Raw genomic sequence first — 24,191 nt, 5'->3', positions numbered from 1 at the left:
GACATACACCCACAGGCAGGGGCAGGCGAGGCGGCGGACGACCGGACCCCACTGCCCGGCGCCGTGTGGTCGTTTCGCCCCTGTCCCAACCGGAAAGCTGCAGCTCGCGTGCGTCTGGGAGTCGTGACAAGGGCTTCGCGGGCGCACTAGGGTTGCCCGCCGTTGGACGAACCGATGGGGAGGCTGGGATGGCCGGGACGGACGAGGACACCGTCGCCGCCGCGGACGATGCGCTCTACGTACTCACGGCGGTACTGCTGACGCCGGCGAAGTTCCCGAGTGTGCTCGGCGACGACTACCCGGAGGCGTGCGCCGCGCTCGGTCTCCCGCCGCTGGCCGACGGCTACGGCCTGGTGCTCGGTCAGGACGGGGACGGCGCCCGGTGGACCGTCGTCGTCGACGATGTCTCGCTGGTCGCGGTCGCCGTGGCGTCCTGGGACTGCGGGATGGAGTACGACCTGTCCCCGGACGAGCGCTCGGTCGTCACCGCGCTGCCCGGCTGGCCCCTCGCGGTCGCGGTGGCGGCACCCGGCGTGCCCGTGCCGCACGACCCGGCGCCCGAGTCCGCCGATCAGCCCGCGCTGCGTCCGCCGGACACCACCGTCTGGGGCCCGGCCCAGCGGCGACTGGGGGCCGACGAGATCGCCCTGCAGTGGGCGCAGTGGCGGGAGCAGATCGACGACGCGGAGTTCCCCACGTCCGACGGAGACACCGGTTCGTCAGCCGGCGCCCCCGACGGCAGTGTGGAAGGTGACGCGAGCACCGGCGAAGCTCCGCAGGCCGACGTCACGGACGGAGCCGCAGCCACGGCCACGGCCACGGCCACGGACGAGCACAAGGGCGCGGGGGGCTCCGGACACGCGGGCGTCCGACGGGTTCTCGCGGAGGCCCGCGCCTACGTCGACACGCCGCCGCCGCTCGGCCGGGTACGGTCGTCGTTCGCGCCGGGGGACGCGCGGACGCTGCGCGCGGATGGCCCCGGCTGGTCGCTCGTCGCCAGGACCGACGACATCGCGTTCATCCTGCTCGACGAGGAGCCCGGCGAGGTGCTGCCCGTGGGCCGTGGACCGTCGCTGCCCGGGCTCCTGGCCGCCCTCGACAAGATGGCCGTGAGGCCGAGCTGAGCGGGGACGGCCCGCTCAGCTTCCCCGTGTCGGCTTCTGGCCCGGGGTCTTGCGGACGCCACCCTCCGGCGCTCCGAGCGGGCAGGCGCGGCGTCAGTGCCTCAACGGCCTATCTCCCTGCGCGAGACACGGCGCAGCCTGCGCCGCTGCGAGGGGTCCAGGGCGAGGTAGGCGGCGGCCGGAACCCCCAGAACTATCAACAGGGCCGCCCACCAGGGCAGCCAGATCAGCAGGATGAGCCCGACCGCCACTCCCCCTGCTGCGACCTTGGCGTTGTTCGACATGGTGTCGCCTCCTTCACGGCTGCTGCCGCTCTCTGTCCGGAAAACGGGTTCGCGCTCCCGGCAGTTCCGTGCCCCGACCCTGAGAACACCCTGAGAGCCAACCCTGGAGACCCCTGAGTGCTCGTCGGCCGAGCGCTCGTCGGCGGCCGGTTCCGGAGACACCGGAGCGGCCCTTCCCCACTCGAAGAGTGACCCAGGCCACACATTGATCACTACCTGAATCCGTATCGGCCGGGTACCATCGGCCGCCGCATCCCAACTGATCAAATTTGAGGAATCGCCATCGCCGCACAGAAAGCTTTCCCCACCCCGTCCGAGATCACCGCACTCGCCGGCTGCTGTGCCACATTTCTCCCCGGAGACCCGGACCGCACGGGCACGGTCGCCTTCTGGCTGCCCGACGGCGAAGCTCCCGGCACGCCCCCGTCGGGCACCCCGGGAAACCTGACGGTCGTAGTGCCCGACGGGGACGGCGTGGCCGAGGTGACCGTGCCGACGGTACTGATGCCGGTACGTGCCGCCCTGCCCGTGCTCACACGCGCGCGTGCCGCCGCCGACAGCCACCGGGCGTCGGTCTTCTGGGGCGCGGTCGCGGTCGAGGCCCTCCACTTCCTCGCGCGCGGACTGCTGCTCCCCGGACTGTCCGCGACCGATCACGACGTCTGGCACGTGGGCCCACTGGACGCAGAGGGGACCGAGCGCATTCGCCACCTCGCCGCGGCCATGCCGCCCGAGGCGCACGCGGCCCCGGTGGACGGCAGCGATCCCCTGCGACTGCCCGACCCCGAACGCATGGTGCGGCTCTTCCTGGACGCCGTCGCGGACACACTGCCCCGCTCCCCCGCGGCCGGACTCCTGACGGCCGGGCCCGCCTATGCCTCGGAGGAGCCCCGGCGGCAGGCCGATCTGCGGGCTTGGGCCCTGGACATCGCCGCGGGTCACGACGCGGGCGTGCGGTTGTCCCTGCGCGTCGAAGTGAGCGGGCTGCAGGCGTCGGCTTCCCCTGATGCACGGCCGACGTTCCGGGTGGTCCCGCAGGTGCACAGCGTCAGCGACCCCGCGCTCGTCGCGGACACCGCCCAGGTGTGGGCCGGCACCGTGGGCGACGCGTTCGGGACGCGCGCGCGGATGGACGCCCTGCTCTCCCTGCGCCGGGCGGCGCGGGCCTGGCCCTCCCTCACGCCTCTTCTCTCGGCGGCCGTACCGGACTCCGTCGAACTCACCGACGAGGAGATCACCGAGCTTCTCGGAGCCGGTTCCCGGGCGCTCGCCGGGGCCGGGGTCGACGTGCACTGGCCCCGGGACCTGGCCCGCGGGCTGACCGAGCACGCCGAGGTCGGACCGCCCGACGAGGGCCCGGCCGGCCGTGCGGCCGCGTCGGGGGCCGGGCCGTCGTTCCTGTCCGCCGACGCGCTGCTCGCCTTCAACTGGACGTTCGCCGTGGGCGGCCACGGCCTCACGCGCGAGGAGCTGGACCGGCTCGCCGAGGCCGACCGCCCCGTCGTACGGCTGCACGACCAGTGGGTGCTGGTCGACCCCGCGGAGGCCCACCGCGCCCGCGCCCGGCAGGACCACAAGGTCACGCCGGTCGACGCGCTCGCCGCCGCCCTGACGGGCTCGGCGGAAGTGGACGGACACCGCGTGGTGGTGCGCCCCACGGGGTGGCTGGCGACCCTGCGGGAGCGCCTCACGGATCCCGAGTCGCAGGAGACGGTGGCGCAGCCCGCCGCCCTCGACGCCACGCTCCGCGACTACCAGCGGCGCGGTCTCGACTGGCTGGTGCGGATGACGTCCTTGGGACTGGGCTGCTGCCTCGCCGACGACATGGGGCTCGGCAAGACGATCACACTGATCGCCCTGCATCTGCACCGGCAGACGGACGAGGACGCCGCGGGTCCCACCCTGGTGGTCTGCCCGACCTCCCTGATGGGCAACTGGCAGCGCGAGATCGAACGGTTCGCGCCGGGCACGCCGGTGCGCCGCTTCCATGGCCCCCGGCGCGGTCTGGACGGCCTGGCGGACGGCGAGTTCGTGCTGACCACCTACGGCACCATGCGCCTGGACACCGACCGGCTGTCGGCCGTGCCGTGGGGCATGGTCGTGGCGGACGAGGCCCAGCACGTGAAGAACCCGTACTCGGAGACCGCGCGGCAACTGCGATCCATCGGCGCACGCGCGCGCGTGGCGCTCACCGGCACACCGGTGGAGAACAACCTCTCGGAACTCTGGGCCCTCCTCGACTGGGCCACCCCGGGACTGCTGGGCCGCCTCGGCGCCTTCCGCCGCCAGTACGCCCAGGCCGTCGAGGGCGGGCAGGACCCGGCGGCGGCAGAGCGACTGGCCCGGCTCGTACGGCCCTTCCTGCTGCGGCGCCGCAAATCGGATCCCGGCATCGCCCCGGAGCTTCCGCCCAAGACCGAGACCGACCGTCCCGTGGCGCTGACCCCGGAGCAGGCGGGCCTGTACGAGGCGGTGGTGCGCGAGGCGCTCGCCGAGATCGCCGGGGCCGGCCACATGGCGCGGCGCGGCATGATCGTGAAGCTGCTGACCAGCCTCAAACAGATCTGCAACCACCCGGCCCAGTTCCTCAAGGAGGACCGGCCGAAGATCACCGGCCGCTCCGGGAAGCTCGAGCTGCTGGACGAACTGCTCGACACGATCCTCGCCGAGGAGGCGAGCGTGCTGGTCTTCACCCAGTACGTGCAGATGGCGCGGCTCCTCGAACAGCATCTGGCCGCGCGGGGTGTGCCGTCGCTGTTCCTTCACGGCGGCACGCCCGTCGCCGCACGGGAGTCGCTGGTACGGCGATTCCAGGACGGCGAGGTCCCGGTCTTCCTGCTGTCCCTGAAGGCGGCCGGCACCGGCCTGAACCTCACGCGCGCGGAGCACGTCGTGCACTACGACCGCTGGTGGAACCCGGCAGTCGAGGCACAGGCCACGGACCGCGCCTACCGCATCGGCCAGACCAAGCCCGTCCAGGTGCACCGGATGATCACGGAGGGAACCGTCGAGGACCGCATCGCCGCGCTGTTGCACCGCAAGAAGGAACTCGCCGAGGCGGTTCTGGGCGCGGGTGAGACGGCGCTCACGGAACTGACGGACGCGGAACTGGCCGAACTGGTCGAGCTGCGAGGGGATACACGATGACCCGGTACGACGATGACGAGGAGCGGACGTTCGTCGCTCTGCCGCCCGCACAGGGACGTGGGTTCGCGCAGACCTGGTGGGGCCGGGCCTGGCTCAAGGCACTGGAGGACGCGGCGATGGACACGGCCCAGGTGAAGACGGGCCGGCGCCTCGCGCGCGCGGGAGCGGTCGGCGCGGTCTCGGTGCGGCCCGGTCGCATCACCGCCGTCGTCCAGGACCGGGACCGTACGGCGCATCGGGCCGACGTGTTGCTGGAACGGCTCTCCGACACCCAATGGGACCGCTTTGTCGACATGGCGATCGAGCGGTCCGGGCATGTGGCGGCGCTGCTGGACCGCGACATGCCTCCGCATCTGGTGGAGGACGCCGGTGCGGCGGGCATCGATCTGCTGCCGGGCTTGGGCGACTTGGAGCCGGAGTGCGACTGCGGCGCCTGGGACCACTGCGGACACACCGCGGCTCTCTGCTACCAGGTCGCCAGGCTGCTGGACCAGGACCCCTTCGTGCTGCTGCTGATGCGGGGGCGTTCGGCCGGCGTCGTCCTAGACGCTCTGCAGACACACGGCTCCACACCCGTGGAGGAGGCCGTATCCCCGGCGCACGGGGTGGACGCCGCCGAGGCCTGCGCGACGGGGCAGATGCTGCCTCCGTTGCCCGTGCCGCCCGGCCTTCCGGAGGGTCCGGGTGTACCACCGTCCCTGGAGTCGGAGGTGACGCCCCCGCCCGGCGTCGACCCCGCGCACCTGGCCCTGCTGGCCTCCCTCACCACGACGGAGGCCCGCCGTCTGCTCGCCGACGCCCTGAGGAGCGGGCACGGCCAACAGCCCGTGGGCCCGGAACCGACCCTGGCGCAGGACGCGGTGCGCCTGGCCGCGGAAGATCCCGGCCCAACTGCGCTGGAGCGACTGGGTGAGGGCTCGGGGCGGACACCCGAGGAGCTGGCCGTCGCCGTACGCGCGTGGCGGATCGGCGGCCCGGCCGCTCTGTCCGTGCTCGAGGAGGAGTGGCTGCCGGAGGGCGACACGCTCGCACGCGCGCGTGCGGCACTGGAATCGGCGTGGGAGGAGGACGAACGGCCGCGGTTGCGGGCGCGGGCCAACCGGTGGACCGTCGTCGACGCGCCGCACCAGCTCCGCCTGGGCCGCGACGGGCGGTGGTGGCCGTACCGCGAGGAACACGGCCGATGGGTCCCCGTCGGCGACGCGGCCCGCGACCCGGCGACGGCCCTGGCCTCGGCGGCTCTCACTGCGGGAGACGAGCCCGCCGTGCCTTGATTCCCCGTGCCGTGCCTCACGGCCTCACCTGTGACTCTTCGTCTCTTCGTCTCCTGTCCCCCGCGCGTCGTCTCTTCGTCTCTTTGCGCCCCGCGCGTCACCCCGGGTTCCGCGCGCTGCCGACACCGTGAAACGGGCTCCGGCCCCCTCCGCGAGGGAGGGGGCCGGAGCGTGCCGACGGAGACCGACCCGGTCAGCGGACGCCGAGGAGGTGGTCCATGGCGAGCTGGTCGAGGTGCTCGAAGGCCATGCCGCGCGCGGCGGCCGCGTCCACGTCGAAGGCCTCGTAGGCGCTCTGGTCGGCCAGCAGGGCCGTGAGGCCGTCCTCGGCCGTCGGGCGGGCCAGCTCGTCGAGCCGGGCCGCGGCCAGGGCTTCCTGCACCTGCGGGTCGGCGCGGAAGGCGGCCGCGCGGTCCTTGAGGATCAGGTAGTTGCGCATGCAGCCCGCCGCCGACGCCCACACGCCGTCGAGGTCCTCGGTCCGCGGCGGCTTGAAGTCGAAGTGCCGCGGGCCCGCGTACCCGGCCCGCTCCAGCAGGTCGACGAGCCAGAACGCGGCCCGCAGGTCGCCCGCGCCGAACCGCAGGTCCTGGTCGTACTTGATGCCCGACTGACCGTTGAGGTCGATGTGGAAGAGCTTGCCCGCCCACAGCGCCTGGGCGATCCCGTGGGGGAAGTTGAGACCGGCCATCTGCTCGTGGCCGACCTCCGGGTTCACGCCGTACAGCTCCGGACGCTCGAGGCGCTCGATGAACGCCAGGGCGTGCCCCACCGTGGGAAGGAGGATGTCTCCGCGCGGCTCGTTCGGCTTCGGCTCGATGGCGAACTTGAGGTCGTAGCCCTGCTCGGTGACGTACTCGCCCAGCAGGTCGAAGGCCTCCTTCATCCGCTCCAGGGCGTCGCGCACGTCCTTGGCAGCGCCGGACTCCGCGCCCTCCCGGCCGCCCCAGGCCACGTAGACGCTCGCGCCCAGCTCGACGGCGAGGTCGATGTTGCGGATCGTCTTGCGCAGCGCGTAGCGGCGCACGTCCCGGTCGTTCGCCGTGAAGGCGCCGTCCTTGAACACCGGGTGCGTGAACAGGTTCGTCGTCGCCATCGGCACCTTCATGCCGGTCGCGTCCAGCGCCTGCCGGAACCGCTTGATGTGCGACTCCCGCTCGGTGTCGCTCGACCCGAAGGGGATCAGGTCGTCGTCGTGGAACGTGACGCCGTAGGCGCCCAGCTCCGACAGGCGCCGCACGGACTCCGCCGGGTCCAGGGCCTGCCGGGTGGCGTCGCCGAACGGGTCACGGCCCTGCCAGCCGACCGTCCACAAACCGAACGTGAACCTGTCCTCGGGAGTGGGCTGGTAGTTCATTCCGCGGCTCCTCACTCGCTGCCTTCGATCGCTGCCCCGACTATTTCGTCATGGCGCTTTACAAATTAGTATGCACACACCGTCCTGGGAAGGGACAAGGTGTCCCCCAAGGAGTGAGTCCGGGTCCCAGCACCCGCGGAAGAGGGAGAGAAGCCCGATGTCAGCAGCCGAGGGTCCGCTCGTCGTCGGCGTGGACACGTCCACCCAGTCCACCAAGGCGCTGGTCGTCGACGCGGCCACCGGCCGGGTCGTCGCGAGCGGCCAGGCACCCCACACGGTGTCCTCCGGGGCCGGCCGCGAGAGCGACCCGCGTCAGTGGTGGGACGCGCTCGGCGAGGCCCTGAGCCAGTGCGGCGAGGCCGCCCGTGAGGCCGCCGCGGTGTCCGTCGGCGGTCAGCAGCACGGCCTGGTCACGCTGGACGCGCGGGGCGAGCCGGTGCGCCCCGCCCTGCTGTGGAACGACGTGCGCTCGGCCCCGCAGGCCCGCCGCCTGATCGAGGAGCTGGGTGGGGCCAAGGCCTGGGCGGAGCGCACGGGAAGCGTCCCCAGCGCGTCCTTCACGGTCACCAAGTGGGCCTGGCTTGCGGAACACGAACCCGAGGCGGTCCGCGCGGCGAAGGCCGTACGGCTCCCCCACGACTACCTCACGCAGCGCCTCACCGGCGAGGGCACGACCGACCGCGGGGACGCGTCCGGCACCGGCTGGTGGGCGTCGGGCACGGAGGCGTACGACGAGGAGATCCTCGCGCGCGTGGGACTCGATCCGGCGCTGCTGCCGCGGGTGGTGCGGCCCGGCGAGGTGGCGGGCACCGTCCGCGACGGCCACGGCCTGCCGTTCTCCAAGGGCACCCTGGTCGCCGCCGGCACCGGGGACAACGCGGCCGCCGCCCTGGGGCTCGGGCTGCGCCCCGGCGTCCCGGTGATGAGCCTCGGCACGTCGGGCACGGTGTACGCGGTGTCGCAGCACCGGCCCGCCGATCCGAGCGGCACCGTGGCGGGCTTCGCCGACGCGCGCGGCGACTGGCTGCCGCTGGCCTGCACCCTCAACTGCACGCTCGCCGTCGACCGCGTGGCGGCCCTGCTGAACCTGGACCGGGAGGCCGTCGAACCCGGCACCGGCGCCACGCTCCTGCCCTTCCTGGACGGCGAGCGGACGCCGAACCTCCCGCAGTCCTCCGGCCTCCTGTACGGGCTGCGCCACGACACGACCGCCGGCCAACTGCTCCAGGCCGCCTACGACGGCGCCGTCCACTCGCTGCTCGCCGCACTCGACCTCGTCCTCGACGCCGACGCGGACCCGGCCGCGCCCCTGCTGCTGATCGGGGGCGGCGCCCGGGGAACGGCCTGGCAGCAGACGGTACGGCGGCTGTCGGGGCGCCCGGTGCAGATCCCGGAGGCCAGGGAACTGGTCGCACTCGGCGCCGCGGCGCAGGCGGCCGGCCTGCTGACCGGCGAGGACGCGGCCGCGGTCGCCCGCCGCTGGAACACGGCCGCCGGGCCGGTGCTCGAAGCCGTGGAACGGGACGAGGCGACGCTGGACAGGATCACCGGGGTACTCTCCGACGCGGCACCACTGCTGGTACGGGACGCGGCTTCCCACTGAGGACGCGCTCGCACGGGCGGGGCCGCCGTACTGACCGACGGCACATGAACCGTTCCTGCGGGGCACCGCAGCAACGCGTGCGTGGGGAGCACCGCTACCGGCGCCCCCTGCCGTCGGACGCGACCACGTGGACCACGACCAGTGGTCAGCGGCGAGGTCCCGTTCCCGGGCACCGCTCACGCCCCGTTGCGGCGGGACCGCGGACCGGGACGGAACCGAGCGACGACCGACCAAGGACTGACGGAGGAATGACCGCACCGCCGCACGAAGCCCACTCGCCCCGCCCCGGGCGCGCCCTGCCGGACACCCAGCAGGGCATGCGCCGCCGCAATCTCGCGCGGGTGATGCACGCCGTGAGCTCCGAGGGCCCCCTGTCCCGGGCCGCCGTCGCCTCACGGATCGGGCTGACACGTGCCGCGGTCTCCACCCTCGTGGACGAACTCGTCCGCTCGGGCCTGCTGGAGGAACTGGGCCCCGAGCGCCCCGGCCGCGTCGGCCGGCCAGGGTCCGCGCTCGCCGTCAGCGGGCAGGGCCCGGCCGGCATCGGTGCGGAGGTCGGCGTCGACCATCTCGCGGTCTGCGCGATGGACCTGCGCGGCCGGGTGCGCGCACGTGCCGTGCGGCACGGGAGCAACCGGGGACGCTCTCCCGAACCGGTGCTGGAGCAGCTCACCGGCCTGGTGGCGCAGGTCGTCGCGGAGGCGGAGACCGAGGGACTGTGGCCGGCCGGGCTCGCGGTCGCCGTGCCGGGTCTGGTGGCGCGGGACGGCCGGACCGTCGTACGCGCGCCGAACCTGGACTGGCACGACGCGGACCTCGGCGCGCTGCTGCCCGCGGATCTGCCGCTGACCGTGGACAACGAGGCCAACTTCGGCGCGCTCGCCGAACTGTGGCTCGGTGACGGCACCCCCCGGGACTTCCTGCACGTCTCGGCCGAGGTGGGCATCGGTGCGGCCGTGGTCTTCGACGGCCGGCTGCTGCGCGGCACCCGCGGGTTCGCCGGTGAGCTCGGCCATGTGCCGGTCCGTCCCGACGGTCCCGACTGCCCGTGCGGCGGGCGCGGGTGCCTGGAGCAGTACGCGGGCGAGAAGGCGGTCCTGCGCGCGGCGGGCGTGGAGGCAGGGGAAGACCGGTTCGGGCTGCTCGCGGGGCGTGCCGCGGAGGGCGACGAGAACGTCCGGCGCGCCCTGCGCGAGGCGGGTGCGGCGCTCGGCATCGCCCTGACCGGTGCGGTCAACCTGCTGGACCCCGAGGCGGTGGTGCTGGGCGGCGCCCTGGCGGGACTGGCCCCGTGGCTGGTGCCGTCGCTGCACGCCGAACTGGCCGGGCGCACGGCCGGTCCGGTCTGTCCGGTCTCCGTGTCGGAACTGGGCCCGCAGGGACCGCTGCTCGGCGCCGCGCACTCAGTGGTGCGGGCCGTCCTGGACGACCCGGGCGCGCTGGCGGAACGGGCCTGACCCCGCTCCACCCGCCCCTGCGTGGTCCCACGACGGGAGTACGGCGCCGCACCGCACGCCGTCCACCTGCGGCGACGGCCGCTGGCAGCCTCGGCCTCTGCGGCGACCGCTGATCCGCCGTGCCCAGGGTTTCCCGACGTCCGACCCCTACCTATTCACTCGATCGAGTGAGCACGGTATCCACAAGGCGGTGGCTGTCCACGGAACGGCGCGGCGCTCTACTGCGCAACGCCCGCTCCCCGTACGGTGATTCACGCGGACGCACCTCGCCCACTGGGCGACCGGACGTCCGCGTCGGCGTTCTGCTCCGCAGCCATGTCACTCCGTCATGCCGGGCAGCGGAGCACCCACCCCACACACCCCCACCGGGCCCAGAGCCCCACCGACGAAAGGGCATCGCCATGGACAGCGAAAGGACAGCACCCGTTCCCACCAGGCGGCGGCTCCTGCAAGGCGCCGCACTGGCCACCGTCCCGTACGCCCTGCTCTCCGGCACACGGGCGACCGCGCAGGCCCGTGCCGTCGACTACCCCTCCGCCGAGTGGCAGCCGGCGAACGCGTCCAACTACAGCCGGTCGAACCGTCCCACGGCCTACCCCCTCGACTACGTGGTCATCCACGTGACACAGGAGACGTACGCCGACACCCTGTCCATCTTCCGCGATCCGGAGAAACAGGTGTCCGCCCACTACGTCGTCCGGTCCTCCGACGGACACGTGGCGCAGTGCGTGCGTGAGGCGGACATCGCCTGGCACGCGGGCAACTGGGACTACAACACGCGCAGCATCGGGATCGAGCACGAGGGGTGGGTGGACCGGCCCGAGTACTTCACCGACGCCCTCTACGAGCAGTCGGCCCGGCTCACCGCGGCGATCTGCACCGCCTACGGCATCCCCAAGGACCGCACGCACATCATCGCGCACCACGAGGTGCCCGGCAGCGACCACACGGATCCGGGACCCTTCTGGGACTGGACCCGCTACATCAGACTGGTCAACTTCGCCTGACCCGCTCGCCGCCGGTCCCGTCCTCGTCCCGTCCTCCGCCGTCCTCCCGGAACGCCACATTCGGGTGATCCGGGTGGACGAAGTGGTTGTCCGTCCCTGTCCGCGGAGTCACGATGTCCCAAACCGTCGCACCGTGCGGGGAGGCCGAGTTGACCGATTCATGGCTGGCTCTGGAACCGGGGGCCGACCCCGTGGAGCGGGCCCGGGCACTGCGTCGGGCCCACGAGACGTTCACCGAAGCCGGGACGGTGCCGCGGCCCGTGCGTGCGGTGGTGGCTGACTCGTGGCGACGGTCCGTCAAGGCGGGGGTCGGCCCGGACGGCGCCGCGAGCGTGGAGCTGATGGACGGCGACCTCGGCGCCTACCGGTCCGAACACCCACTGGCGCGGGTGATGCCACTGGTCCGGGAGCTCATGGGCGCGTTCGCCGCCGACGGCGAGCATCTGCTCGCGGTGTGCGACGCGCACGGCAGACTGCTGTGGGTCGAGGGGCATCCGGCCACCCGGCGCCGGGCGGACCGGATGAACTTCGTGCCCGGGGCCCGCTGGGCGGAGTCGGCCGTCGGCACGAACGCCCCGGGTACGGCCGTGGCCGTCGGCCGGCCGGTGCAGGTCTTCGCGGCCGAGCACTTCATACGCCGGGTCCAGCCCTGGACCTGCGCCGCCGCTCCGGTGCACGATCCCCGGACCGGGCGGGTGCTCGGCGCCGTGGACATCACCGGCGGAGACGGTCTGGCCCACCCGCACAGTCTGGGTTTCGTCCAGGCCGTGGCACGTGCCGCCGAGACGCAGTTGGCGCTGCTCACTCCCGAGCGGCCCGGGGCCGAGTCGGCCGTGCTGACCGCGCTGGGCCGTGACGAAGCCCTGCTGAGCGCCGACGGCCGGCGGGTCCGGCTGAGCCGGCGGCACAGCGAGATCGTCCTGCTGCTGGCCCACCACCCGGGGGGCCTCACCGGCGACGAGTTGCTGTGTGCGCTGTACGAGGACGAGACGGTGCCCCCGGTGACGCTGCGGGCCGAACTGGCCAGGCTGCGCGGAATCCTGGGACCCGGCCGGCTGGCCTCCCGGCCCTACCGGCTCACGATGCCCGTCGAGTCGGACGCCGTCGTCGTCGAGCGCCGGCTGCGGGCCGGTGCGGTCACGGCGGCCGCGGCGGCGTACGCCGGTCCCCTGCTGCCGGGCTCCCGGGCCCCGGCGGTGACTCGGCTCAGGCGCCGCCTCGCCGACGGTCTGCGGGCCGCGTTGATCTCCTGTGCCGATCCCGACCTGCTGGCCGACTGGGCACACGCCCCCTGGGGCGAGGACGACCTCGACGTGTGGCGGGCGCTCGCGGCGGTCCGGCCCACGGCGGCGACCGGGTCCCGCCTCGCCGCGCTGGAGTCCGAGCTGACGGCGGCGGACCCGTGGTGAACGCCCGCCCGCGTGCGGACCGCCGGGAGACCGGGCGGTGACCACGTCGCACGCAACGTCACTGCAACGTCCCGCTTCCTAGGCTCGCACGGAGCTGTCCAACGGCGGGCAGCGCTCGTTGAGGGAGGCACACAGGATGACCCGTTACGCGGCGCCCGGCACCGAGGGCGCGATCGTCTCCTACCAGTCGCGCTACGACCACTTCATCGGCGGGGAGTACGTGCCGCCGGTGCGCGGCCAGTACTTCGAGAACCCGTCGCCGGTGAACGGCCTGCCGTTCACCGAGATCGCGCGCGGGACCGCGGAAGACGTGGAGCGGGCACTCGACGCCGCGCACGAGGCCGCTCCGGGCTGGGGCCGTGCATCGGTGACCGAGCGCTCCGACGTGCTGCTGAAGATCGCCGACCGCATGGAGGCGAACCTGGAGCGCCTGGCGGTCGCCGAGAGCTGGGAGAACGGCAAGCCGGTGCGCGAGACGCTGGCGGCGGACATCCCCCTCGCCATCGACCACTTCCGCTACTTCGCGGGCGCAGTCCGCGCCCAGGAGGGATCGCTCGGGGAGGTCGACGACGACACCGTGGCGTACCACTTCCACGAGCCGCTGGGGGTCGTGGCGCAGATCATCCCGTGGAACTTCCCGATCCTGATGGCGGCCTGGAAGCTCGCCCCCGCCCTGGCGGCCGGAAACGCGGTGGTCCTGAAGCCGGCCGAGCAGACCCCGGCCTCGATCCACTACTGGCTCAGCCTGGTGGCCGACCTGCTGCCGCCCGGCGTCCTGAACGTCGTCAACGGCTTCGGCGTGGAGGCGGGCAAACCGCTGGCGTCGAGCCCCCGGGTGGCGAAGGTCGCGTTCACCGGGGAGACCACCACCGGGCGGCTGATCATGCAGTACGCCTCGGAGAACATCAAACCGGTCACACTGGAGCTGGGCGGCAAGTCGCCGAACATCTTCTTCGACGACGTCTGGGCGCGGGACGACGACTTCCGCGACAAGGCGCTCGAAGGCTTCACGATGTTCGCGCTCAACCAGGGCGAGGTCTGCACCTGCCCGTCCCGTGCGCTCGTCCAGCGGGGCAGCTACGCCGAGTTCATGGAGGCGGCCGTCGCCCGCACCGAGCAGATCAGGCCGGGCCATCCCCTGGACACCGACACGATGATCGGCGCGCAGGCCTCCAACGACCAGTTGGAGAAGATCCTCTCCTACCTGGACATCGGCCGGCAGGAGGGCGCCAAGGTACTCACCGGCGGTGAACGGATCGAGCACGAGGGTGAGTTGAAGGGCGGCTACTACGTCCAGCCCACCATCTTCGAGGGCCACAACCGCATGCGGATCTTCCAGGAGGAGATCTTCGGCCCGGTCGTGTCGGTCACGTCCTTCGACGACTTCGACGACGCCGTCAAAACGGCCAACGACACCCTGTACGGCCTCGGCGCCGGGGTGTGGACCCGCGACATGAACACCGCCTACCGCGCGGGCCGGGCGATCCAGGCGGGACGCGTGTGGACGAACTGCTACCACGCGTACCCGGCGCACGCCGCCTTCGGCGGCTACAAGCAGTCGGGCATCGGACGCGAGAACCACAAGATGATGCTGGAGCACTACCAGCAGACCAAGAACATTCTTTGTTCCTACAGCCCGAAGAAGCTCGGGTTCTTCTAGAGCTCGGAGTCGGTCGTCCGGGGCCTTCGCAGAGCTCCGGACGACCGAACCGCCTGACCGCTCCGAGCGGGGTCGGTGAGGCGCAGCAGCAGGGCGGCGGCGATGTAGCGCATCCTGCCGACGTTGCTGCGCGGGTCGTAGCCCAGGGTGTGGGTCAGTGCTTCATGGCGGGCCTGCACGGTCGAGTGGTGCATGCCCAGCTCGGCCGCCGCGGAGCGGACGCTGTCGGCCTCCACCAGGGTGCGGAGCACGTCCGCGGAGCGCCGGTCGAGGCGGGCGAGGGCGCGCACGTCCTCGTGCGGGTGCTCCGGGTCGTAGGTCTGGGCGAGCAGGAGCATGGCTCCCAGGTCCGCCGCGTCGACGGCCGGTGCGGAGGCGTCCGTCAGCCGGAGTGCGACGATCGCCGCCTCCCAGGATTCGGGGGCCCGGTCGGCTCGTACCCGGGTTCCGAAGCCGACCGGTTCCGGCGGGCGGCGGATGGTACCCGAGAGGTCGAGGGTGGCTCTCAGGAGCCCGTACCGGGTCGGCACGATCGCTGAGGGGGCCTCGCTGATCTCGGGGGCGTCCGCCGCGGTGGCCAGGACACGCACCGGAGTCGCCGGGTCGATCCGCCGCTTGGCGAGGAGCGCGGTGCGTTCGGCGACGGAGCGGGCCTGGTCGACGACGGCGTCCAGGCCGCGCTCGGGACTGCGGCGCGCGTCGAGGAGTTCCACCCCCAGCGCGAGCCGCTCCACGATCATCTCGTCGTCGGGCTCCGGCTTCCCGTCCCGCTCGAGCCACACCGCCCAGTCGGCGTGGGACCTGCGGGTACTGTGCCGTCGGCGGTCGACGTCGCCGGTGACCGGGTGTCCGTCCGGGTCACGCCGGGTCACGCGCCCCCGGATCTCCGCGCCGGCGACGGTACCGGAGAGGACCGCGGCACCGCGCAGCAGCCCGTCGAGTCCGGCGCCCCGCGTGATGAGGACGTCGAAGTACGACACGATCCGCAGCGTCTCGCCCGCCTGCGGGTCGAGTGAGTTCAGTCGTCCGACCAGCTGGTGCACCTGGCGCTCCTTCGCACTTCACCTCAGCTTACCGAGGACCGGGGACGTCGCCTCAGGCTCCGAGAGTGCGGGCGACCCAGGCGTTCCGCGCGGCCGTCATGGCGTGCGCGAGAGCGGTGTGGGGTGCGGTCAGGTCGAAACCGTGGAAGCCACCGGGCCAGACGTGGAGTTCGGCCTGTACGCCCGCGTGCCACAGGGCCGTCGCGTAGGCGACGTCCTCGTCCCGGAAGACCTCGGCCGAGCCGCAGTCGATGAATGCGGGCGGCAGCCGCGTGAGGTCGGTGGCACGGGCGGGGGCCGCGTAGATCGACACGTCGTCCGTTCCGCGGCGCTCGCCGAGGAGCGCGGTCCAGCCCATGCGATTGCTCCTGCGGTCCCACACTCCGACGGCGTCGAACTGGGCCGCGGAGACCGTCCGGTCCCTGTCGTCGAGCATCGGGTACATGAGGACCTGGCCCGCGAGGCGCGGTCCCCGGCGGTCGCGTGCCAGCAGCGTGACGCCGGCGGCGATTCCTCCGCCGGCGCTCTGTCCCGCGACGATCAGCCTGTCGGGGTCCATGCCGAGGTCCCGGGCATGCTCGGCGGTCCACAGCAGTCCGGCATAACAGTCCTCGACCGGGTAGGGGTCGGGGTGCTCGGGCGCCAGCCGGTAGTCGACCGTGACCAGTACGGCATCGTGCTCGACGACCCACGGGAGGACCTGGCTCAGGCCGGAGAACCGGTTGCCGGAGACCATGCCGCCGCCGTGCGTGTGGTAGATGCCCGGGCCGAGTCCCCGGTGATCGTCGCGGGCGATCACCGAGACGGTGATCGCGTCACCCCGGTACCCCGGGATCGCGACGTCGCGCCGGGTCAGGCCGTCGGCCTCCAGCATCTCGTCGCTGACCTCGGCCGGTGACGACCGGCGCAGGTCCGGAATCATGTCCGCGGTCAGGGTCGGCGGAATCTGGTCGGCCAGGACCGTGAGGACGGCCTCCAGCTCCGGGTCGAAGGGCGGTCGCGGAAAGGTGGCGGACATCAAGGCTCCAAGGTCTGTACTGCTCGACTGCGCTGCTTGACTGCGCTGCTTGACTGCTTTGCTCGACTGCTCTGCTCGACTGCTCTGCTCGACTGCTCTGCTCGACTGCTCTGCTCGACTGCTTGTTCTGTATCGCTGAGCTCGGCGTGAGCCCACCGTCCTGCGCCGGGCGCCGCACGGGAAACCGCCGAACGCCGCGGTCCGGGGCGGTGTCCCCCGCCGTTCGCGCCCGCCGCCCGCCGGCGTGCCGCGGGTCCGGTACGGAGGCAGGCATGCCGTGGTCCGGTAGGGACGCTCCCGGGCCGTCGTACCGGACCGTTTCGAGGAAGGTCAGCCGACCTTCAGGAGGACCTTCCCGCCGACGCCGGCGCGCAGCGAGTGGAGGGCGTCGATGATGCCCTCCAGTGGCAGCTCCTGCACCCAGCCGGTCGTGTCGTAGACCCCGTCGGCCATGGTCGCGATGACCGCGTCGAACTCCTCGGGCCGGTATCCGACCGCTCCGACGATCTCCGTCTCGCCCATCATGAGCTGCGTGGGCTGGAGAGCCGTCGGGTGCTCGTGCAGCGCGGCGACCACCAGACGGCCGCCGGGGACCAGACCCGCCAGCGCGGAGGTGATCGCCGGGCCCGCTCCCGCGGCGTCCACCGCGACGTCCACTCCGTCGCCGCCGGTGAGCTCGGCGACGGCGGCCGCGAGGTCCTCGTTCACGGGATCGACGACCTGGGCGCCCAGTGCGGCCATGAGGGCGCGCCGGTCCGCGCTCGGCTCGGACACCAGCACCTTCTCCACGCCGCGGGCCTTGAGCGCGAACCAGGTGCCGATTCCGACCGGCCCGGCCCCGGCGACGAGCGCGGTGCCGCCCGCCTGCACGCCGCTGCGCGACACGGCGTGCCAGCCCACCGCCATCGGTTCGACGAGCGCCCCCGCCCGCAGGTCCACACCGTCCGGCAGCACGTGCAGCTTCGACGCGTCGACGAGGGTGAACTCCGCCAGGCCACCACCCTCGACGTTCGACCCGAGCGAGCCCATCAGACGGCAGGAGAAGGGCAGCCCCTTCCGGCAGGCCCCGCACTCGCCGCAGGAGACCGCCAGAGGATAGACGGCACCGAGGTCGCCGACCTTCACGTCCGTCACCCCCTCGCCGACCTCGACGACGGTGCCGGAGAACTCGTGGCCGAGGATCTGCGGCAGCGTGGCACCGGTCAGAGGATGCGGCTGCTCCAGGTCGAAGGGCAGCGACTCCGGATAGAAGTAGAAGTGGAGATCGGAACCGCAGATGCCGGCGAAGGCGTTGCGGAGTTTCACCTGACCGGGCCCGGGAGTGGGCTCCGGCACCTCCTCGATGCGAAGGTCTTCCTTGCCGTAGAACCGTGCGGCCTTCATGCTCCAACTCCTTCTCTGAGGCGACCGGGACCACCGGTCGCCGACCCTGCGGGCGCGAACGCGAACCGTCGTGTCGGACACCGCACGGCCGCAACGCCGTGACCCCGGTGGCCGAACACCGGACGGGAAGCAGGCCGGGCACGAGGGAGCCGACCGCTCCGAGGTGGGCCCGTGGGAGGGTGACGTCCGGCGCCCGGGACTTCTTCGTTGCCTGCGGCACCGCTGCGGCGCCCACATCAGTGTCAGATGGCTCTGCTCTCGCAGGTCACCGCCATGCGTGGCGGATTCCGAGGAGACGTCCCGCCATGCGCGCGCCGACTCGCAAGCGGCGCGGTGCCGCAGTGCCGCTGTGCCGCAGTGCCGCAGTGCCGCAGTGCCGCGGTGCCGGGTGCCGTCATGCTGCCGAGCGGCTCTGCCGGCCCTGGTCCGAGCTGCCCACGGGAATGAGCATCGGCCGCACGTCGCCGCCCTCAGCCGAGACAGACGCTGCCCACCTGTATCCGCTGCGGGCCTGTATCCCTGGTCCCTCAGTCGTGGTCGGCGTTCGCGGCGGCCTCTCCGGCACCGCACTGCGGGCCGCCGGGAGCGCGGCGGCACCGGAGCTCGCCACGGCGGGCGACCCCATGGCCGTGAACGGTCTGCCGCCGGGCGCTCCGGGCGCTCCGGGATCCGCAGCCCACGGCCTGGCCCCGGGCGCCCTGGTCGGCGGCTTCAGCACCACCATCCCGGTGTGCGCCGAGGCAGCCGCCCGGAGCTGCGGCACCGACCGCCCTCGGCATGACCGGTTCCCGCACGGGCGCCCCCGTCGGCCACGGCGTGCCCTCCCCCGTGTCGCCCGGCCTGCGCGTCCGAACCCTGTTCCCGGCTGTTGGCCGCGGTCCGCCGAATGTGTGCCGCCGGTTCACGGGGAAAGAAGCCCCGCCTCCCCTTCACGCGGCCCGGACTCAGTCGGACGGGGCCGTTTGCGGGTGCACGGAGGCCGCGACGGTGACGAGCGACTGCATCATGGCCTCCGCGGCCGGGCTCAGACGGCGTCCGGCCGCGAGGGTGATCCCGACGCGTGCGCCGACGAGGTCGAGCGGGACCGGCAGTGCGGTGAGCCGGGGGTCGCTCGCGCCGATGAGTTCCGGCAGTGCGGCCACCATGTCGGTCTCCACGAGGAGCTGCCGGATGGTGAGGAACGCCGTCGTCTCGACGCGGTCGGGCGGCAGGGAGCAGTCGTTGCGGTGGAAGAACTCCTCGAGTTCCGTGCGCAGCGCCGTCTCCGCTCCCGGCAGGACCCACGGGTAGGCGACCAGTTCGTCGAGCGGGATCTGCGTGCGTGTCGCGAGCGGGTGCCCGCTGCGCGCGATCACGCGGATGGTCTCCGCGTGCAGCGTCTGCTGGGTCGTCCCCTCCGCGGGGACCGTCGCCAGGCGGCCGATGACGAAGTCGATCCTGCCCGCGGCGAGGTCTTCGAGCAGCGCCTCCGGCGTCGCCTCGCGCACGACGATCCTCAGGGCGGGGCGGTCGCGCTTGAGCTGGGCGATGGCCCGCGGCAGCAGGAGGTTGGAGCCCGCGAGATGGGTGCCGATGACGACGTGGCCGCGAGTGGCGTCGGCGATCTCCTGGAGATGCCGGCTCGCCTGGTTCATCTGGGCCAGAGCCGAGCGCGCGTACTGGGTGAAGGCGTCGCCGAACTCGGTGGGCCGGATTCCCCGCGGGCCGCGTTCGTACAGGGTGACGCCCAGGATGCGTTCGAGGTCCTGGAGGCTGCGGGTGACCACGGGCTGGGTGACGTGGAGCGCGGCCGCGGCGCCCACCACGCTCCCCTGAGCGGAGAGCGCCTCGACGAGGAGGAGGTGGCGGAACTTCAGTCGCCCGTCCAGCATCCGCGGTATTTCCATGCGAGAACGGTAGTCCGCCTTCCCTCCTGAGGAATAGCCGCACGGCTGTGTGCGTCACCGTGGACATACCCGCTGGTGGAGGGCCGGCCCGAAGGCCCGGCGGCGGGCTTGTCCGCGCAGTGGGCGGCGGACCCCGGCCGTGGCAGCGCGGGTACCGGGGTCCGCCGGTTCCGAGGGAGCGGATTCCGCTCGGCCGGGGTGACGCTTTCGGGCGGCGGTTCGCGGTCAGCGGCCGGCGGGCACACGTCCGATCCAGCGCAGCGCGTTGCCGCCTGCGATCGCCTCGCGCTCAGCCGTGCTCAGGAAGTCGGCCTTCCGGAGTATCCGGCCGACGGGTCGCTCCCCCAGCGGGTAGGGGTAGTCGCTGCCCAGCATCACGTGGTCCGCACCGAGGGTGTCGACCAGCGTACGCAGAGCCACCGGGTCGAAGACGACGCTGTCCACGCTGAACCGGCCGAGATAGGCCGAGGGCGGCTGCTGCGAGGTGGCGATGAGGTCCGGGCGGCGATGCCAGGCGTTCTCCAGGCGCCCCAGCCAGAACGCGAACGATCCGCCGCCGTGCGCGAAGCAGATCCGCAGCGATTGCGGCACCCGGTCGAACACTCCGCCGAGGATCATGGCGAGCACGGAGAGGTGGGTCTCCGCCGGCATCCCGGTCAGCCACCGCGCCATCCAGCGTTCCAACCGCGGGGAGGTGGGCATGTCCCAGGGGTGCACGAAGACCGGCGCGCCGCGCGAGGCCGCGTGCTGGAGGAAGGTGACCACGCCTTCGGCGTCGAGGTCCTGGTCGCCGACGTGGTTGCCGATCTCCACCCCCACGTGCCCGGCGTCCAGGCAGCGGTCGAGCTCGCGGCAGGCCGCGTCGGGGTCCTGCAACGGCACCTGCGCGAACGGAATGAACCGCTCCCTGTCGGGTTCGCAGATCTCCAGGGCGAGGTCGTTGAAGATCCGGCAGACCTTGACCGCCTCGGCACCGTCGAGGTCGTACCCGAAGAACAGCGGTGTGGGAGAGACCACCTGGGCCCGCACCCCGTCGGCCGCCATGTCGGCCAGCCGGGCCGACACGTCCCAGCAGTTCGACTCGATGGCGCGGAACTCGGTCTCCCCCACCATGATCATCGCCTGGCGTTCGGACTCCACCCTCAGCCAGGGCCTGCCGGGACCGAGGTCCGGCCAGGCGGCGGGGACGTAGTGGGTGTGCACGTCGATGACATCGGACACCGGATCAGCCCTTACCGGGGTGCAGCGTGCCGCAGTTCCCGCACGTGCGCTGCTCGACGGACGCGTGGAAGGCCTCGAACACCGGCGGCAGGTCGGCGACGATGTCCCGCACCTGCAGCTCCACCGAATGCACCTTGGTGCCGCACTCCAGGCAGAACCAGCCGAACTGCTCCGTCGTGCCCTCGGGGCGGACGCGCTCCACCACGATGCCGATGGACCCCTCCTCCGGACGCTGCGGCGAGTGCCAGGTGTTGCCGGGCAGCAGCCACATGTCGCCTTCGCGGATGTCCACGCGCTGGGGACCGTCCTCGGTGATCACATTGACGTGCATATTGCCCTTGACCTGGTAGAAGTACTCCTCGTACGGGTCGAAGTGGAAGTCGAACCGCTGGTTGGGGCCCCCGACGATCTGCACGATGAAGTCACTGCCGGTGTCCCACATCGCCTTGTTGTTGACCGGGGGCTTCAGCAGTTCCTCGTTCTCGGAGAGCCACTGCGGGAAGTTGAAGACCGGAGGCAGTGACGACGTCATGAGTTCTCCCTGGCGGTACGGCCGGGCCGGCGCACGGCGACGGCCTGGATCTCGATGAGCAGATGCGGGTGGGGAAGCTGGTGGACGGCGACGGTGGTCCGCGTGGGGCCGGTGGCGTCGAAGTACTCGGCCCATACGCGGTTGTAGCCGCCGAAGTCGTTCATGCTGACCAGATAGGCGGTGACCTGGACCAGGTCGTCGAGCGTGCAGTCCACGGCGGTGAGGACGTCACGGATGTTCTCGATCACGGCCCGGGTCTGCGCCTCGATGTCGAGGTTGGTCACCCCCAGCGCGTCGGCACTGGCCCCGGCGAAGGTGTTGTCCGGGCGGCGGCTGCTGGTCCCCGAGACGAACACCAGGTCACCGGCGACCTTGACGTGCGGGAACCGGCCGCGGGGGGTGGCCTTCCCCTCGACCACGAGGGACTCGTCGTTCATCGCTCCTCCGTGGACGAGCCGGTGGTGGTGACCCGGACGGAGCCGAGCCCCGGGACGGTCGCGCCGACCGTGACCCCGCCGGGAAGGGCGACCGCGGCGGTGGCCGCCCCGGCCAGCAGCACGGAACCGGCGGGCAGGACGACCCCGTGGGCCGCGGCCATGCGTGCGATCGCGGGCAGGGCGAGGACCGGGTCGCCCAGGATGTCGCTGGTGCTCCCCGTCGCCGCCGTGGCTCCGTCGATCTCCAGCGTCACCGGCCGGTCGTCGAACCGGACGTCGCCGGTGGTGAGGTCGGCAGGCTGCCAGGCCCCGGTGACGAAGGCGGCCGCCGAGGTGTTGTCGGCGACGACGTCGGTGAGCGAGAACGTGAAGTTCGCGTAGCGGCTGTCGATGATCTCCAGACCGGGAGCGACCGCGTCGACGGCGGCCCGCAGTTCGGCCTCGGGATCGGCCGAGGCGCGCGCGTCGAACCGGGCACCGAGGCGGAAGGCCACCTCCGGCTCGACGCGCGGATGGATGAAGTCCTCCATGGCCACGTCGTCACCGTCGGCGTACTCGCCGCTCGCGTGCAGCCGGCCGAAGATGACGTCGGAGACGCCCATCTGCAGTGCCTTGGCCTTGCTGGTGAACCCCAGCTTCACGCCGACGACACGGTCGCCGCGGGCCGCCCGCAGTCCGGAGCCGAGCGCCTGCACCCGGTAGGCGTCGTCCAGGGTGAGGGAGGCGGTCCGGCTCAGCTGCGCGATCGCCCGCCTGGTGGTGACGGCGTCGTCGAGGGCCGCGGCGTACCGGGAGAGGGGGGAGGTCGGTTCGGTCACAGTGCCACGCACACATTCGTCGTCTCGGTGTAGAAGTGCAGCGAGTGGGTTCCGCCCTCGCGCCCGATACCGGAGCGGCCCGTCCCGCCGAAGGGGGCGCGCAGATCGCGCAGGTACCAGGTGTTGACCCAGGAGAGGCCGACGTCCATCGCTTGGGCCACCCGGTGGGCCCGGTCCAGATCACGGGTCCACACGGACGCGGCCAGCCCGTAGTCGGTGTCGTTCGCCAGGCCGATCGCCTCCTCCTCGGTGTCGAAGGGGATCAGCGCGGCGACCGGGCCGAAGACCTCTTCGCGCACGGTACGGCAGGAGTTGTCCAGGCCGGTCCACACGGTCGGTTCGATCCAGGCTCCGCGCGCCAGGTCCGCGCCGAGATCGGGTATGCCGCCCCCGGCGAGGACCTCGGCCCCCTCCTCCACGGCGAGGTCGAGATACGACATCACCTTGGCCCGGTGCTCCTGGGAGATCAGCGGGCCGGTCGTCGTGCCGGGGGCGTGCGGGCGGCCCAGGCGCAGTCCGCGGGCCCGTTCGGCGATGCCGGCGGCCAGTTCGTCGAAGAGACCGCGCTGGACGTAGACCCGCTCGGTGCACAGGCAGACCTGGCCGGTGTTCAGGAACAGCGCCCGGGTCAGCCCGTCGAGGGTCCGCTCCAGCGGGGAGTCGTCGAAGACGACGGCCGCGTTCTTGCCGCCCAGTTCGAAGGAGACGGGCACCACGCGCGGTGCGACCTCCTTCATGATGGTCGCTCCCGTCGAGGACTCACCGGTGAAGGTGACACCGTCGATCCCCGGGTGCCGGGTGAGGAACTCGCCCGCCGAACCCGGCCCGAAGCCGTGGACGACGTTGTACACGCCGTTCGGCGCGCCCGCCTCGCTGATGACCTCCGCCAGCAGGGTCGCCGTCGACGGCGACTCCTCGGACGGCTTGACCACCACGGCGTTGCCGCAGGCCAGAGCCGGTGCCACCTTCCACGTGAGCAGCAGCAGCGGGAGGTTCCAGGGCACGATGACGGCCACCACGCCGAGCGGCTTGCGCACCGCGTAGTTGAGCGCCTGACGGCCCTCGGCGGTGTCGGTCAGGTACGAGTCGAGGCCGGCGGAGGCGACGGTGTCCGCGAAGGACCGGAAGTTCGCCGCCGCCCGGGCCACGTCCAGTTCGCGGGCCAGCGCCGCCGGTTTGCCGGTGTCCCTGATCTCGGCGTCCACGAACGCTTCGAAACGCGCCTCGATCCCGTCGGCGATCCGCCTCAGCAGGGAAGCTCTGTCCCGGTCCGTGGAAAGGCCCCAGCGGCCGTCGAACGCGCGGCGCGCGGCCCTCACGGCGGCGTCCACCGTCTCCTGCCCGGCCTCGTGCACCACGGCGACACGGGCCCCGTCGACCGGGCTGATCTTGTCGAACGTGTCCGCGCCCTCGACGAAGCTTCCGTCGACGAAGTTGCGGAGCCGAACGACCTCGGTTGGCGAATCGTCACTCATGGAGGGACCGTACGATCGCGTTTTCATGCCCGTCCAATACCGATCCGGTGCCCTGG

General features: G+C 72.5%; 19 protein-coding genes. 8 read left to right on the top strand and 11 right to left on the bottom strand.

Annotation, left to right across the window (positions count from 1 at the left end; translation table 11 throughout):
* Positions 1-188 precede the first annotated feature (188 nt).
* On the top strand, positions 189-1,124 hold the full coding sequence (locus IG88_RS0101175) for a hypothetical protein (protein WP_031033855.1): 936 nt from the start codon (positions 189-191) through the stop codon (positions 1,122-1,124).
* Positions 1,125-1,225: 101 nt separating this feature from the next.
* Here the strand turns inward: IG88_RS0101175 and IG88_RS0101170 are convergent, their stop codons facing one another.
* The gene (locus tag IG88_RS0101170) at positions 1,226-1,408 is read right to left on the bottom strand and encodes a hypothetical protein (protein WP_031033852.1); all 183 of its coding nucleotides are present in this window, start codon (positions 1,406-1,408) and stop codon (positions 1,226-1,228) included.
* 276 nt (positions 1,409-1,684) lie between these two features.
* On the opposite strand from IG88_RS0101170, the gene IG88_RS0101165 reads away from it, so the two are divergent.
* Together IG88_RS0101165 and IG88_RS0101160 are read left to right on the top strand one after the other, a co-directional pair.
* On the top strand, positions 1,685-4,555 hold the full coding sequence (locus tag IG88_RS0101165) for a DEAD/DEAH box helicase (protein WP_051851717.1): 2,871 nt from the start codon (positions 1,685-1,687) through the stop codon (positions 4,553-4,555).
* Positions 4,552-5,829 carry an SWF or SNF family helicase gene (locus IG88_RS0101160; RefSeq protein ID WP_031033846.1) on the top strand — a complete coding sequence of 426 codons (1,278 nt, stop codon included), beginning with the start codon at positions 4,552-4,554 and terminating at the stop codon, positions 5,827-5,829. The genes IG88_RS0101165 and IG88_RS0101160 overlap by 4 nt, the downstream gene beginning before the upstream one ends.
* A gap of 193 nt (positions 5,830-6,022) precedes the next feature.
* Here IG88_RS0101160 and xylA read toward each other — a convergent pair whose 3' ends face one another.
* The gene (gene xylA / locus IG88_RS0101155; protein ID WP_031033843.1) at positions 6,023-7,186 is read right to left on the bottom strand and encodes a xylose isomerase; all 1,164 of its coding nucleotides are present in this window, start codon (positions 7,184-7,186) and stop codon (positions 6,023-6,025) included.
* A gap of 157 nt (positions 7,187-7,343) precedes the next feature.
* Here xylA and xylB point away from each other — a divergent pair, with 157 nt between their 5' ends.
* The 5 genes from xylB to IG88_RS0101130 all read left to right on the top strand — a co-directional run bounded on the left by xylB (position 7,344) and on the right by IG88_RS0101130 (position 14,322).
* Entirely contained in the window at positions 7,344-8,789 is a 1,446-nt protein-coding gene (gene xylB / locus IG88_RS0101150; protein ID WP_031033842.1) for a xylulokinase, read from the top strand.
* A gap of 248 nt (positions 8,790-9,037) precedes the next feature.
* Positions 9,038-10,246: an ROK family transcriptional regulator gene (locus tag IG88_RS0101145; protein ID WP_031033840.1), complete on the top strand. Its 1,209-nt coding sequence runs from the start codon at positions 9,038-9,040 to the stop codon at positions 10,244-10,246.
* A 401-nt stretch (positions 10,247-10,647) separates the two neighbouring features.
* Complete coding sequence (locus IG88_RS0101140; protein ID WP_031033839.1) at positions 10,648-11,253, top strand: N-acetylmuramoyl-L-alanine amidase; 606 nt, start codon at positions 10,648-10,650, stop codon at positions 11,251-11,253.
* Between the two features lie 149 nt (positions 11,254-11,402).
* The gene (locus IG88_RS0101135; RefSeq protein ID WP_031033836.1) at positions 11,403-12,662 is read left to right on the top strand and encodes a GAF domain-containing protein; all 1,260 of its coding nucleotides are present in this window, start codon (positions 11,403-11,405) and stop codon (positions 12,660-12,662) included.
* Positions 12,663-12,798: 136 nt separating this feature from the next.
* Entirely contained in the window at positions 12,799-14,322 is a 1,524-nt protein-coding gene (locus IG88_RS0101130) for an aldehyde dehydrogenase family protein (protein WP_031033834.1), read from the top strand.
* Here the strand turns inward: IG88_RS0101130 and IG88_RS0101125 are convergent.
* The 9 genes from IG88_RS0101125 to IG88_RS0101085 form a co-directional block, all read right to left on the bottom strand.
* Positions 14,319-15,365, bottom strand: coding sequence for a hypothetical protein (locus IG88_RS0101125; protein WP_051851716.1), 1,047 nt, complete (start codon positions 15,363-15,365; stop codon positions 14,319-14,321). The two genes, IG88_RS0101130 and IG88_RS0101125, sit on opposite strands and share 4 nt — an antisense overlap.
* A gap of 52 nt (positions 15,366-15,417) precedes the next feature.
* Positions 15,418-16,383, bottom strand: coding sequence for an alpha/beta hydrolase (locus IG88_RS0101120; protein WP_031033831.1), 966 nt, complete (start codon positions 16,381-16,383; stop codon positions 15,418-15,420).
* 330 nt (positions 16,384-16,713) lie between these two features.
* Positions 16,714-17,766, bottom strand: a complete 1,053-nt coding sequence (locus tag IG88_RS0101115; RefSeq protein WP_031033828.1) for a 2,3-butanediol dehydrogenase — start codon at positions 17,764-17,766, stop codon at positions 16,714-16,716.
* Positions 17,767-18,710: 944 nt separating this feature from the next.
* Positions 18,711-19,652, bottom strand: a complete 942-nt coding sequence (locus IG88_RS0101110; protein WP_037835154.1) for a LysR substrate-binding domain-containing protein — start codon at positions 19,650-19,652, stop codon at positions 18,711-18,713.
* Positions 19,653-19,877: 225 nt separating this feature from the next.
* On the bottom strand, positions 19,878-20,873 hold the full coding sequence (locus IG88_RS0101105) for an amidohydrolase family protein (protein WP_031033823.1): 996 nt from the start codon (positions 20,871-20,873) through the stop codon (positions 19,878-19,880).
* A 4-nt stretch (positions 20,874-20,877) separates the two neighbouring features.
* Positions 20,878-21,405 carry a 3-hydroxyanthranilate 3,4-dioxygenase gene (locus tag IG88_RS0101100; RefSeq protein WP_031033821.1) on the bottom strand — a complete coding sequence of 176 codons (528 nt, stop codon included), beginning with the start codon at positions 21,403-21,405 and terminating at the stop codon, positions 20,878-20,880.
* A complete protein-coding gene (locus tag IG88_RS0101095; protein ID WP_031033820.1) occupies positions 21,402-21,842 on the bottom strand; it encodes a RidA family protein in 441 nt (146 codons plus the stop codon). Before IG88_RS0101095 ends, IG88_RS0101100 begins: the two co-directional genes overlap by 4 nt.
* On the bottom strand, positions 21,839-22,660 hold the full coding sequence (locus IG88_RS0101090; RefSeq protein ID WP_031033818.1) for a 2-keto-4-pentenoate hydratase: 822 nt from the start codon (positions 22,658-22,660) through the stop codon (positions 21,839-21,841). The genes IG88_RS0101095 and IG88_RS0101090 overlap by 4 nt, the downstream gene beginning before the upstream one ends.
* A complete protein-coding gene (locus IG88_RS0101085; RefSeq protein ID WP_031033814.1) occupies positions 22,657-24,135 on the bottom strand; it encodes a 2-hydroxymuconic semialdehyde dehydrogenase in 1,479 nt (492 codons plus the stop codon). Before IG88_RS0101085 ends, IG88_RS0101090 begins: the two co-directional genes overlap by 4 nt.
* Positions 24,136-24,191: the final 56 nt, after the last annotated feature.

The sequence above is a fragment of the Streptomyces sp. NRRL F-5650 genome, assembly GCF_000721365.1.
GTDB lineage: Bacteria > Actinomycetota > Actinomycetes > Streptomycetales > Streptomycetaceae > Streptomyces > Streptomyces ardesiacus.
The sequence above is the reverse complement of the archived record's forward strand: the minus strand, read 5'-3'. Positions and strand labels throughout refer to the sequence as shown.

Coding starts and splice junctions, on each gene's coding strand:
- xylA (WP_031033843.1), bottom strand. CDS start 7,186: ATGAACTACCAGCCCACTCCCGAGGACAGGTTCACGTTCGGTTTGTGG.
- IG88_RS0101175 (WP_031033855.1), top strand. CDS start 189: ATGGCCGGGACGGACGAGGACACCGTCGCCGCCGCGGACGATGCGCTC.
- IG88_RS0101095 (WP_031033820.1), bottom strand. CDS start 21,842: ATGAACGACGAGTCCCTCGTGGTCGAGGGGAAGGCCACCCCCCGCGGC.
- IG88_RS0101100 (WP_031033821.1), bottom strand. CDS start 21,405: ATGACGTCGTCACTGCCTCCGGTCTTCAACTTCCCGCAGTGGCTCTCC.
- IG88_RS0101110 (WP_037835154.1), bottom strand. CDS start 19,652: ATGGAAATACCGCGGATGCTGGACGGGCGACTGAAGTTCCGCCACCTC.
- IG88_RS0101170 (WP_031033852.1), bottom strand. CDS start 1,408: ATGTCGAACAACGCCAAGGTCGCAGCAGGGGGAGTGGCGGTCGGGCTC.
- IG88_RS0101160 (WP_031033846.1), top strand. CDS start 4,552: ATGACCCGGTACGACGATGACGAGGAGCGGACGTTCGTCGCTCTGCCG.
- xylB (WP_031033842.1), top strand. CDS start 7,344: ATGTCAGCAGCCGAGGGTCCGCTCGTCGTCGGCGTGGACACGTCCACC.
- IG88_RS0101115 (WP_031033828.1), bottom strand. CDS start 17,766: ATGAAGGCCGCACGGTTCTACGGCAAGGAAGACCTTCGCATCGAGGAG.
- IG88_RS0101130 (WP_031033834.1), top strand. CDS start 12,799: ATGACCCGTTACGCGGCGCCCGGCACCGAGGGCGCGATCGTCTCCTAC.
- IG88_RS0101145 (WP_031033840.1), top strand. CDS start 9,038: ATGACCGCACCGCCGCACGAAGCCCACTCGCCCCGCCCCGGGCGCGCC.
- IG88_RS0101140 (WP_031033839.1), top strand. CDS start 10,648: ATGGACAGCGAAAGGACAGCACCCGTTCCCACCAGGCGGCGGCTCCTG.
- IG88_RS0101120 (WP_031033831.1), bottom strand. CDS start 16,383: ATGTCCGCCACCTTTCCGCGACCGCCCTTCGACCCGGAGCTGGAGGCC.
- IG88_RS0101085 (WP_031033814.1), bottom strand. CDS start 24,135: ATGAGTGACGATTCGCCAACCGAGGTCGTTCGGCTCCGCAACTTCGTC.